At 71.9% G+C, this 11,678-nt stretch carries 11 protein-coding genes and 1 rRNA gene; 1 reads left to right on the top strand and 11 read right to left on the bottom strand.

Annotated features, from left to right (window positions below; genetic code table 11):
- The 11 genes from AC07EG_RS32080 to argC all read right to left on the bottom strand — a co-directional run.
- Positions 1-84 (bottom strand): 16S ribosomal RNA (locus AC07EG_RS32080); the annotation flags it as partial.
- A gap of 364 nt (positions 85-448) precedes the next feature.
- On the bottom strand, positions 449-1,723 hold the full coding sequence (tyrS, locus tag AC07EG_RS32075; RefSeq protein WP_478256973.1) for a tyrosine--tRNA ligase: 1,275 nt from the start codon (positions 1,721-1,723) through the stop codon (positions 449-451).
- Between the two features lie 46 nt (positions 1,724-1,769).
- Positions 1,770-2,390, bottom strand: a complete 621-nt coding sequence (locus AC07EG_RS32070) for a DNA-3-methyladenine glycosylase (RefSeq protein ID WP_478256972.1) — start codon at positions 2,388-2,390, stop codon at positions 1,770-1,772.
- Complete coding sequence (locus AC07EG_RS32065; RefSeq protein ID WP_478256971.1) at positions 2,387-2,998, bottom strand: VOC family protein; 612 nt, start codon at positions 2,996-2,998, stop codon at positions 2,387-2,389. The genes AC07EG_RS32070 and AC07EG_RS32065 overlap by 4 nt, the downstream gene beginning before the upstream one ends.
- An 87-nt stretch (positions 2,999-3,085) precedes the next feature.
- On the bottom strand, positions 3,086-4,501 hold the full coding sequence (gene argH, locus AC07EG_RS32060; protein WP_478256970.1) for an argininosuccinate lyase: 1,416 nt from the start codon (positions 4,499-4,501) through the stop codon (positions 3,086-3,088).
- A gap of 44 nt (positions 4,502-4,545) precedes the next feature.
- Positions 4,546-5,040 carry an arginine repressor gene (locus AC07EG_RS32055; RefSeq protein WP_478256969.1) on the bottom strand — a complete coding sequence of 165 codons (495 nt, stop codon included), beginning with the start codon at positions 5,038-5,040 and terminating at the stop codon, positions 4,546-4,548.
- Positions 5,037-5,975, bottom strand: a complete 939-nt coding sequence (argF, locus tag AC07EG_RS32050; protein ID WP_478256968.1) for an ornithine carbamoyltransferase — start codon at positions 5,973-5,975, stop codon at positions 5,037-5,039. The genes AC07EG_RS32055 and argF overlap by 4 nt, the downstream gene beginning before the upstream one ends.
- 6 nt (positions 5,976-5,981) lie before the next feature.
- Positions 5,982-7,178, bottom strand: a complete 1,197-nt coding sequence (locus AC07EG_RS32045; protein WP_478256967.1) for an acetylornithine transaminase — start codon at positions 7,176-7,178, stop codon at positions 5,982-5,984.
- Positions 7,175-8,095 (bottom strand): acetylglutamate kinase, encoded by a 921-nt coding sequence (gene argB, locus AC07EG_RS32040; RefSeq protein WP_478256966.1) that lies wholly within the window; start codon positions 8,093-8,095, stop codon positions 7,175-7,177. Before argB ends, AC07EG_RS32045 begins: the two co-directional genes overlap by 4 nt.
- Positions 8,092-9,243, bottom strand: a complete 1,152-nt coding sequence (gene argJ / locus AC07EG_RS32035) for a bifunctional glutamate N-acetyltransferase/amino-acid acetyltransferase ArgJ (protein WP_478256965.1) — start codon at positions 9,241-9,243, stop codon at positions 8,092-8,094. Before argJ ends, argB begins: the two co-directional genes overlap by 4 nt.
- Complete coding sequence (gene argC / locus AC07EG_RS32030; protein ID WP_478256964.1) at positions 9,240-10,277, bottom strand: N-acetyl-gamma-glutamyl-phosphate reductase; 1,038 nt, start codon at positions 10,275-10,277, stop codon at positions 9,240-9,242. Before argC ends, argJ begins: the two co-directional genes overlap by 4 nt.
- A 646-nt stretch (positions 10,278-10,923) precedes the next feature.
- Here argC and AC07EG_RS32025 point away from each other — a divergent pair.
- On the top strand, positions 10,924-11,637 hold the full coding sequence (locus AC07EG_RS32025; RefSeq protein WP_478256963.1) for a DNA alkylation repair protein: 714 nt from the start codon (positions 10,924-10,926) through the stop codon (positions 11,635-11,637).
- Positions 11,638-11,678 lie beyond the last annotated feature (41 nt).

Here is an 11,678-nt window from a genome sequence, read left to right as displayed (position 1 = left end):
CCCCGAAGGGCTTCATCGTTCGACTTGCATGTGTTAAGCACGCCGCCAGCGTTCGTCCTGAGCCAGGATCAAACTCTCCAACAATGAATTTGATCTAGACTACATCTAGTATTCTCAAAGGAAACCCCGACGAGGGGGTTTCGAATTAAGCTCTACTGGCTTAGTTCACTAGCACACTGTTGAGTTCTCAAGCAACACACCACAAAGTTTTGGCCCTGGAACAGCCTAACCGACGTCGAATCACTCGGATTCAGTGAGGGTAGCTACCGCTCCAGATCGGGACCACCCACTCTACCACACGAGGTGGGAGCTTGGTTCGTGTTCCCGGCGGCCGCCCGGTCTCCCCGGCGACGAAGAGAACATTACACGCCCCGGAACGGGCCGGGATCAGGGGGGTACCTTAACGGGAAATCCGCAGGTCAGAGCCCTGATTCCGGCCCGGAGCGGCTCAGTGCGCCGCGGCCACGCCGGCGATGCTGCGCTTGCCCCGGCGGACCACCAGCCACCGGCCGTGCAGCAGGTCGCCCGACGACGGCTTCCAGCCCTCGTCGGTGACCTTGGTGTTGTTCACGTACGCGCCGCCCTCCTTCACCGTGCGGCGCGCGGCGCCCTTGCTGTCCACCAGCCCGCCGGCCAGCAGCAGCTCCACGATGGTCGGCTCTTCGGACAGCTTCACCTCGCCGCTGGGCACCTCGGCCATCGCGGCGTCCAGCGTGGCCGGGTCCAGTTCGGCCAGGTCGCCCCGGCCGAACAGCGCCTGGCTGGCCGCGATCACCTGCCGGGTCTGCTCGGCGCCGTGCACCAGCGTGGTGAACTCCTCGGCCAGCCGCTTCTGCGCCGCGCGCAGGTGCGGGCGCTGCTCGGTGTCCTCGGCCAGCGCCTCGATCTCCTCGGCGGTGAGGAAGGTGAACATCCGCAGGTACCGGATCACGTCCGCGTCGCCGACGTTGACGAAGTACTGGAACCACGCGTACGGCGAGGTCATCTCCGGGTCCAGCCAGAGGTTGCCGCCCCCGGTGGACTTGCCGAACTTGCGGCCCTCGGCGTCGGTGACCAGCGGTGCGGTCAGCGCGTGCACGCTCTTGCCGTCCACCCGGCGGATCAGGTCCACCCCGCCGACCAGGTTGCCCCACTGGTCCGAGCCGCCGACCTGCAGCGTGCAGCCGTACTCCCGGTTCAGGTGCAGGTAGTCCTGCGACTGCAGCAGCAGGTAGCTGAACTCGGTGTAGGACATGCCGTCGGTTTCCAGCCGCCGCTTCACCGTCTCCCGGTTCAGCATGGTGTTGACCGGGAAGTGCTTGCCGACGTCGCGCAGGAACTCGAGCACCGACTGCGGCCCGGTCCAGTCCAGATTGTTGGCCACCACCGCACCGGTGGGCGAGTCGTCGAAGTCCACGAACCGCTCGAGCTGGCCGCGGATCCGGCCGGCCCACTCGCCGACCACGTCGAGCGTGTTCAGCGTGCGCTCGCCGGTGTCGCGCGGGTCACCGATCATCCCGGTCGCGCCACCCGCCAGCACGATCGGCCGGTGCCCGGCCCGCTGGAACCGGCTGAGCATCAGCAGCGGCACCAGGTTGCCGGCGTGCAGGCTGGGCGCGGTCGGGTCGAAGCCGCAATAGAGCGTGAGCGGGCCCTGGTCCAGGTCTCGGCGCAGGGCGTCGATGTCGGTGGACTGCGCGATCAGGCCGCGCCAGGACAGTTCGTCAAGGATGTGCTCACTCACGCACTGAATGATCCCCCACCAGCGCAATCGGTTTCCGGGCGGGCTGTCACCGCCCCGGCCGCACGCGCCCGCCCCGGCGGTAGGCCGACACCGCCGGTGAGCCGTCCACCCAGAACCGCCACGGGGTGTCCATCGCCGCGGCGACGCCGACCCGCGGCCCGGTGCGGATCTCGCTGGTGGCGACCCGCTCCCCGGCGAGCAGGCGCACCGGCGACCCGGGGTCGAGCAGGTCGAGGCCGTTGTGCGCGCGGTCGAGGCCCAGTGCCGAGGTGAGGATCGCCGGGCCGTTCGCGACCGCGGCGGACCGCGCCTTCGGCCGTCTCGCCCGGACGACGTCGGCGCCGTCGACCACCTCGGCCGCGCGCAGCAGCACCGCGCCGGGCACACCGTCGGTGGAGCACACCACGTTCGCGCAGAAGTGCATGCCGTAAACGAAGTACACGTACAGGTGACCCGCCGGGCCCCACATCACGTCGTTGCGCGGGGTCCGGCCGCGGTAGCAGTGCGATGCGGGGTCGTCGAGCCCGCGGTACGCCTCCACCTCGACCAGGCGCACGCGCACGGTGCCGTCGGGACCGTCGGCCTCCAGTTCGCAGCCCAGCAGGAACGGGGCCGCGACCACCGGGTCGATGGCCAGTTCGTCCGCGGTGACCAGCTTCTTCGTCACCGCAGCACCACCGTGCCCGCGGCGGTGGCCAGCTCGGCGACCAACGCCGGTTGGGCGGCCTCGGTGAGGTCGAGTTCGGTGCCCAGTGCGGCGAACACCGGCCCCAGGCGCGCCGGTTCGGGGTGCTCACCCCGCAGTGACACCAGCCGCGTGCCGGTGGCGGCGCTGAGCGACGGGTGCGGCGTGTCACCCCAGCCGATCACGAACGGCACCAGCCCGCCCCGGTCGTCCGGCGGGAAGGCCAGGCGCCAGGACAGCAGCACCCCGTCGGGACGGCGGCGGGACATCGGCACGGCGTCGCCCGGCTCGTGCCCGGCGTCGCGGGCGCGGTCCAGTGCCGCGTCGAGGTCCGGGACCTGGATCGCCCAGGTCACCAGCCGTGGTGCGGTGAGGTCGTCGATGCCGAACGGGCGCGGCGTGGCCGGTTCGGGCTGGTCGGGGTCCGGGCCGATCACCTCGAGGAAGGCGTCGCCGCCGAGGGCGGCGAGGTGGTTCCGGGTACCGAGGCCGGGGTGCGGCCCGCCGGGGCTCAGCGCGATTCCGCGGGCGCCCAGGTCCTCGACCGCCCGGCCGAGGTCCGGTGTCGCGTAGACCAGGTGATCGAGCACCGCTCTCCCCTCTTCGTGTCCGTCTCCCCGTGATGAGCCTAACCAGCCGGCTCGACGACGGGTCTTGGGACGGTGCCCGATCACCTGCTACTTGAGCCAGTCGCGCAGCTCGCCGACCCGGTGCACCAGCCGTTCCCGCTGTTCGGCGACCCGAATCGGCGCGGTGCCGCCGCGGGCGTCCCGCGACGCGACCGAGCCTTCGATGGTGAGCACTTCGCGCACGGCGGGCGTGAGCGCGGGGTGGATCTTGGCCAGCTCGTCGTCGGTCAGCTCGTCGAGGCCGGTGCCGCGGCTTTCGGCCACCCGCACGCACTCCCCCGCGGCCTCGTGTGCCACGCGGAACGGAACTCCCTGCCGCACCAGCCATTCCGCGATGTCGGTGGCCAGGGTGAAGCCCGCGGGCGCCAGTTCGGCGAGGCGGCGGGTGTGGAAGGTCAGCGTGCCGAGCATGCCTGCCAGCGCGGGGAACAGCAGGTCCAGCTGCTCGACCGAGTCGAACACCGGCTCCTTGTCCTCCTGCAGGTCGCGGTTGTAGGCCAGCGGCTGCGCCTTGAGCGTGGCGAGCAGGCCGGTGAGGTTGCCGATCAGCCTGCCGGACTTGCCGCGGGTCAGCTCGGCCACGTCCGGGTTCTTCTTCTGCGGCATGATCGAACTGCCGGTGGCCCAGGCGTCGTCGAGGGTGACGTAGCCGAATTCGGCGGTGTTCCAGATGATCACCTCTTCGGCGATCCTGGACAGGTTCACCCCGAGCATGGCCAGCGCGAAGGCGAACTCGGCGGCGAAGTCGCGGGACGCCGTGCCGTCGATGGAGTTCTCCACCGAGGTGTCGAAGCCCAGCTCCGCGGCCACCGCCTCCGGATCCAGTCCGAGCGAGGACCCGGCCAGCGCGCCGGAACCGTACGGGGACTCGGCGGCGCGGGCGTCCCAGTCGCGCAGGCGGCCGACGTCGCGCAGCAGCGCGTGGGCGTGGGCCTGGAGGTGGTGCGCGAGCAGGACCGGCTGCGCGTGCTGCAGGTGGGTGCGGCCGGGCAGGATCGCGTCGGCGTGGCGTTCGGCCTGCGAAACCAGCGCCTCGACCACGTCCAGCGTGCCCGCGACCATCCGGCGCGCGGCGTCCCGCAGGTACATCCGGAACAACGTGGCCACCTGGTCGTTGCGCGACCGGCCCGCCCGCAGCTTGCCGCCCAGTTCGGTGCCGGCGCGCTCGAGCAGGCCGCGTTCGAGCGCGGTGTGCACGTCCTCGTCCGCGATCTCCGGGGTGAACGCGCCGGAGGCCACGTCCTCGGCGAGCGCGTCCAGTGCGGCCAGCATGCCGGTCAGCTCGTCTTCGGTGAGCAGGCCCGCCTTGCGCAGGACCCTGGCGTGCGCCCGCGAACCGGCGATGTCGTACGGCGCCAGCCGCCAGTCGAAGTGCGTCGACAGGCTCAACGCCGCCATGGCCTCGGCCGGGCCACTGGCGAACCGGCCGCCCCACAGCTGGACCGGCTGCTCTTTCCCGCTCACTCGCTCACACTCTCCCGTCGCTGGACTCGCTTGTGCCGGGCACCCTACTCACCCTCCGAAGTGGACGAACGATCCACCAGTTCGGCGAACTTCTCGGCCAGGCCCTTGCCGGTCAGCGGTTCGCGCGCGATCACCGCCACCGTGTCGTCGCCGGCGATGGAACCGACGACCTCCTCCAGCGCGGCCCGGTCGATCGCGCTGGCCAGGAACTGCGCCGCGCCCGGCGGCGTGCGCAGCACCATCAGGTTGCCCGAGGCGTCCACCGAGACCATCAGCTCGGCGAGCAGCTTGGCCAGGCGGGAGGTGCCGCCCTGCACCCCGCGCACCGGGCTGCCGTCCTCCGGGATCACGTACACCGGCGCACCCGAATCGGCCCCGCGCAGCTTGACCGCGCCCAGCTCGTCGAGGTCGCGGGACAACGTCGCCTGGGTGACCTCGGTGCCCTCGGCGGCCAGCAGCTTGGCCAGCTCGGTCTGGCTGCGGATGGCCATCGTGGACACCAGTTCGATGATCCTGGCCTGCCTGGCCGCCCTGCTCATCGGCGTCGCTCTTCGTGCTCGTCCCCGAGGAGCCAGACCAGCAGGGCCTTCTGCGCGTGCAGGCGGTTCTCCGCCTCGTCCCAGACCGCGCTGGCCGGGCCGTCGAGCACCTCGTCGGTGATCTCCCACCCGCGGTGCGCGGGCAGGCAGTGCAGCACGATGGCTTCCGGTGCGGCCCGCTCCAGCAGCGCCGCGTTGACCTGGAGCGAGCGGAACGGGCCGACCCGGTCGAGCCCGTCGTTCTCCTGGCCCATCGAGGTCCAGGTGTCGGTGACCAGCACGTCGGCGCCGTCGACCGCGGCGTGCGGATCGGTGAACACGGTCGCGCTGCCGCCGGTCTCGCTCGCGCGGTGCTTGGCGTCCAGCACCACCTGCTGGTCCGGCTGGAAGCCCTCGGGGGAGACCACGCGCACGTGCAGGCCCGCGGTGGTGCCGCCGAGCAGCAGCGAGTGCGCCATGTTGTTGGCGCCGTCACCGAGGTAGACCAGGGTCAGCCCGGCCAGCCTGCCCTTGCGCTCGCGGATGGTCTGCAGGTCGGTGAGCACCTGGCACGGGTGGAACTCGTCGGTCAGCGCGTTGATCACCGGGACGCGGGAGACCGAGGCCATCGCGTCCATGCGCTTCTGCGCGAAGGTGCGCCAGACCACCGCGTCGACGTAGCGCGAGAGCACGCGGGAGGTGTCTTCGATGGTCTCCTCGCGGCCGAGCTGCATGGACCGGCCGTCGACGATCACCGGGTGCCCGCCGAGCTGGGCGATGCCGACGTCGAAGGACAGCCGGGTGCGGGTGGAGTTCTTCTCGAAGATGGCCGCGACCGACTTGCCCTGCAGCGCCCGCGAACTCAGCGGGGCGGCCTTGAGCTGGTCGGCCAGGTCGAGCACGGCGAGCTGCTCGGCGGGGGTCAGGTCGTCGTCCCGGAGGAAGTGCCTTGGCATGTGGTTTCAGTCCTGGGTGGTGGTGCCGAGCGCGGCGGGCAGGGCAGCCAGGAAACCGGCCGCCTCCTCCGCGCTCAGGGTCAGCGGTGGGGCCAGGCGGACGGTGTCCGGCTGGATCGGGTTGACCAGGTAACCGGCGTCCTGCGCGGCCCGGGCGACCGCGGCCGAGGCCGGTTCCGCCAGCGTGATGCCGAGCAGCAGGCCCTGGCCGCGCACGCCGGTCACCAGCGGGTGCCCGAGTTGCTCGACGCCGGCGACGATGTCCTTGCCGAGCGCGGCGACGTGCTCGTTCAGCCGGTCGGCGGCGATGGTGCGGAGCACGGCCAGCCCGGCGGCGCAGGCCACCGGGTTGCCGCCGAAGGTGGTGCCGTGCTGGCCGGGGCCGAACAGCTCGCCCGCCGCGCCGACGCCGATCACCGCGCCCAGCGGCAGGCCGCCGCCGAGGCCCTTGGCCAGGGTGATCACGTCCGGCACGATGCCGTCGTGCTGGAAGGCGAACCAGGCACCGGTGCGGCCGATGCCGGTCTGCACCTCGTCGAGCACCAGCAGCGCGCCCGCCGCCTCGGTGATCTCCCTGGCCGCACGCAGGTAACCGTCGGGCGCGGGCACCACCCCGCCTTCACCGAGGATCGGTTCCAGGAACACCGCGGCGGTTTCGGTGTCCACGGCGGCGCGCAGCGCTTCGACGTCGCCGAACGGGATGTGCTCCACACCCGGCACCAGCGGTGCGAACGGCTCCTTCTTGGCGGCTTGGCCGGTGAGCGAAAGCGCGCCCATGGTCCGGCCGTGGAAGGCACCTTCGCAGGCGATCACCTTGGTGCGGCCGGTGCGCCTGGTGAGCTTGAGCGCGGCTTCGTTGGCCTCGGCACCCGAGTTCACGAACAGCACCTTGCCGCCGCCGCTCAGGCCGGCCACGTCGAGCAGGGCCTCGGCCAGTTCGACGGTGACCGGGTTGACGTAGAGGTTCGAGGTGTGGCCGAGCCGCTTGACCTGCTCGGTCACCGCTTCGACCACGGCCGGGTGCGCGTGGCCGAGCGCGTTCACCGCGATGCCGCCGAGCAGGTCCACGTAGGACCTGCCGTCGGCGTCCCACACCGTGGCGCCCTCGCCGCGGACCAGGGTGAGCTTCGGCGTGCCGTAGTTGTCCATCAGCGCGGAGCGCCAGCGCGCCTGACCGTCCTCATTGGACTTGATGGGCGTCATCCCGGCTCTCCCTCCCGCAGCACCATGGTGCCGATCCCCTGACTGGTGAACACTTCAAGCAGCACCGAGTGCGCGATGCGCCCGTCGATCACGTGCGCCCGCCGGACCCCGCCGCGGATGGCGCGCACGCACGCCTCCATCTTCGGGATCATGCCGCTGGCCAGTCCGGGCAGCAGCTGCTCCAGCCGGTCCACCCGGATCCGGTCGACCAGCGAGGATCGGTCGGGCCAGCTCGCGTACAGGCCCTCGACGTCGGTGAGCACCACCAGCTTCTCCGCGTCGAGCGCGGCGGCCAGCGCACCGGCGGCGGTGTCGGCGTTGACGTTGTGCACCACGCCGTCGACGTCGGGGGCGACCGTGGAGACCACCGGGATGCGGCCCGCGTTGACGATGTCGAGCACCGCGTCCGGGTTGACCGAGGCCACCTCGCCAACCAGGCCGATGTCCACCGCCTCCCCGTTCACCGTGGCCTGCTTGCGTTCCGCGGTGAACAAGCGCGCGTCCTCTCCGGAGATGCCGACCGCGTACGGGCCGTGTGCGTTGATCAGGCCGACCAGCTCGCGGCTGACCTGGCCGACCAGCACCATGCGCACGATGTCCATGGTCTCCGGCGTGGTGACCCGCAGGCCGCCCTTGAACTCGCCCTCGATGCCGAGCCTGCCGAGCATCGCGCTGATCTGCGGACCGCCGCCGTGCACCACCACCGGGCGCAGGCCGGCCAGCCGCAGGAACACCATGTCCTCGGCGAAGGCGCGCTTGAGCTCGTCGTCGACCATCGCGTTGCCGCCGTACTTGACCACGACGGTGGCCCCGTGGAACCGCTCGAGCCACGGCAGCGCCTCGACCAGCACGCCCGCCTTGCCGGCGGCGGTCCGGAGCCGTTCGTCCGCGCTGATCACCGATTCGGGCGGGGTCACGTCGAGTACGCCGAGTTCTCGTGCACGTAGGCGTGCGTGAGGTCGTTGGTCCAGATGGTGGCCGCGGCCACCCCCGCCTTGAGGTCGACGGTGACGGTCACCTCACGCGGGTTCAGGTCGACCTTGTCCCTCGGCTCGCCCGGCTCGCCGCCGCGGCACACCCACACCCCGTTGAACGCCACGTCGAGGCGGTCCGGCTCGAACACCGCCTCGGTGGTGCCGACCGAGGCCAGGATGCGGCCCCAGTTCGGGTCCTTGCCGAACACCGCGGTCTTGAACAGGTTGCTGCGGGCGATGGCCCGGCCGACGTCCACCGCGTCCTGCTCGGTGGCCGCGTTCACCACCTCGATGCTGATGTCGTGGTCGGCGCCCTCGGCGTCGGCGAGCAACTGCCGGGCCAGGTCGTGGCACAGGTCATGGAGCAGTTCGCCGAACTCGTTCGGCCCCGGCTTGACCCCGGACGCCCCGTTGCACAGCAGGACCACCGTGTCGTTGGTGGACATGCAGCCGTCGGAGTCGAGCCGGTCGAAGGTCAGCCGGGTGGCCTCGCGCAGCGCGGCGTCGGCGGTGGCCGCGTCCACGTCGGCGTCGGTGGTCAGCACGACCAGCATGGTGGCCAGCGCCGGGGCGAGCATGCCCGCGCCCTTGGCGATGCCGCCGATGCGGAAGCCGTTGCCTTCGCGCACGGCTTCCTTGGCCCGGGTGTCGGTGGTCATGATGGCCTCGGCGGCGGCCGGTCCGCCGTCCGCCGACAGCGCGTCGACCGCGGCGTCGATGCCCGCCCGCAGCTTGTCCGCCTGCAGCTGCTCGCCGATCAGCCCGGTCGAGCAGACGACCACCTCGACGGCGCCGAGACCGAGCCGGTCCGCGACCTGCTCGGCGGCGCTGTGCGTGTTCTGGAAGCCCTCCGGGCCGGTGTAGCAGTTGGCGCCGCCGGAGTTCAGCACGACCGCGCGGGCGCGGCCGTCGTCGAGCACGCGCTCGCTCCACAGGACCGGGTTGGCCTTGCAGCGGTTGGTGGTGAACACGGCCGCGGCGACGTCCGACGGGCCCTCGTTGACCACGAGGGCGACGTCGGGCTTGCCGCTGGGCTTGAGGCCCGCGGTCACCCCGGCGGCCCGGAAGCCCCGCGGCGCGGTGATCGTCATGGTGCTACTCCCACTGTGGAAAGTCCGGTGGTCTCGTCGAAGCCCAGTGCCAGGTTGGCCGACTGCACGGCGCCCCCGGCGGTGCCCTTGGTCAGGTTGTCCAGCGCGGTGATGACCACCAGGCGCCGGGCGTCGGCGTCCACGGTCACCTGCAGCTGCACCGCGTTGGAGCCCAGCACGGCGGCGGTGCTCGGCCAGCTGCCCTCGGGCAGCAGGTGCACGAACGGCTCGTCCCGGTAGGCCTTCTCGTACTCGGCCCTGACCGCGCCGGTGTCCGCCGCGTCCACGTCCGGCCGCAGCGGTGCACTGGCGGTGGTCAGGATGCCGCGCGGCATCGGTGCGAGCACCGGCGTGAACGAGACGGTCACCCGCTCGCCCGCCACCAGGCCCAGGTTCTGCGCGAACTCCGGGGTGTGCCGGTGCGCCCCGCCGACGCCGTACGCGCTGGCCGAGCCCATCACCTCGGAACCGAGCAGGTGCGGTTTGAGGCTCTTGCCCGCACCGGAGGCGCCGGTCACCGAGACGAAGTGCGCCGACGGCTCGGCCAGGCCGGCGGCGAAGGCGGGCGCGAGCGCCAGGGAGCCGCCGGTCGGGAAGCAGCCCGGCACCGCGATCCGCTTGGTGCCGTACAGCTTCTCCCTGGCACCGGGCAGCTCGGGCAGGCCGTATGGCCAGGTGCCCGCGTGCTCGCCGCCGTACCAGCGCCGCCAGTCCGAGGCGTCGCGCAGCCGGTGGTCGGCACCGAGGTCGACCACCAGCACCTCCTCGCCGAGCTGCGCGGCGATCTCCCCGGAGTGCCCGTGGGGCAGGGCGAGGAACACCACGTCGTGCCCGGCCAGCGTGTCCGCCGTCGTCTCGGTGAGCACCCGGTCGGCGAGCGGCACGAGGTGCGGCTGGTGCTTGCCCAGCCGGTCCCCCGCGCTGCTCGCCGCCGTGAGCGCGCCGATCTCGATCTCCGGATGGACCAGCAGCAGGCGCAGGAGTTCCCCTCCCGCGTACCCGCTGGCACCGGCCACCGCCGCCTTCACCGTCATACGCATGATTATGCACGCTGGCGCAAGGCTAAACAAACCGGGTGATCACGGGCTCATCGCGCTCACCTCCCGCCTGCTGGGTGGCGCCGGCAGGTGGGCACCCGGTGACTCCGGATCACAACCCACCCTGGGCAGGCGGGCCCGGATGCTGCCGGGGCTGCGGCCGAACTCCGCCGCGATGGCCTCGACGGCCTCACCCGCCAGCCAGCGGCGTTCGAGGTCGGCGTCGAGGGCCGGGGACCACGGCTGCCCCTGCCGCGCCGGGCGGGCCCGGCTCTGCGCCCGCCGGACCGGCCGAGCGCGCCCGCCGAGCGCAGGGCCCGGGAGAGCACGGTGGCCAGGGTGGACGCGGCCGCGGCTTCGAGTTCGAGGTGGCCTTCGGCGACGGGCTCGTCCTGCGGCCCGGCGGCGTGCACCTCCACCACCACGCGGGCCTCCGGTGAGGAGGAGGCGTCGACGGTGTAGGTACCGGTTTCGGTCCGGATCTGGGTCCGGTGCTGTTCGGTGACTGCCATGCGCCGGGACGCTAGCCACCGGGTCCGACAGTTTCCGGACACCGGCGGTGATCGGGTGGTCGCTCCGGGCGGTGGGGCGAAAGTGTCGGTCGGGGTGCTTACCGTGGGGTGGTCCGAGGGGAAGGATGGTCATGACCGCAGAACTGGTGGCGGCCGCGCGGGCCGGGCTCGCCGCGCTGGGCGACGCGAACAAGGCACCGCGGATGCAGCGGTACGTGAAGTCGGCCATGCCGTTCCGCGGGGTGGCCACCCCCGCGCGGCGGAAGCTGGCGAGCGAGTTGTTCCGGGCGCACCCGCTGGCCGACGTCGCCGAGTTCACCGCGGTTTCGCTGGAACTGTGGCGGGACGCGGAGTACCGGGAGGAGCGCTACCTGGCGATCGACCTCACCGGGCACGGCGCGTACCGCGGCTGGCAGTCGGCCGAGCTGCTGGAGCTGTACGAGGAGATGATCGTCACCGGCGCCTGGTGGGACTACGTGGACGAGGTGGCGATCCGCCGGATCGGCCCGTTGCTGCGCGCCGAGCCCGGTGTGCTCAAGCCGATCCTGCTGCGGTGGTCGGCCGACGCGGACCGCTGGCGCCGACGCACCTCGATCATCTGCCAGATCGGCGCGAAGGCCGCCACCGACACCGATCTGCTGACCCGCGCCATCGAGACCAGCATCACCGAACCGGACTTCTTCCTGCGCAAGGCGATCGGCTGGGCCCTGCGGGAGCTGGCGAAAACCGACCCGGACTGGGTGGTGGCCTTCGCCGAAACCCACCCCGGCCTCTCCCCGCTGTCACGAAGGGAGGCCCTCAAGCACCTGAAACCACAACTGAACAGCGTCAGGCGTGCGGGGTGACCCCGAACCGCGTCCCGTCGAGGAGCCTTGGCCGACACCGT

The organism is Amycolatopsis sp. NPDC045836, assembly GCF_056431745.1.
Note: the sequence above shows the minus strand (reverse complement) of the source record. Positions and strands in the feature narration are given on the sequence as shown.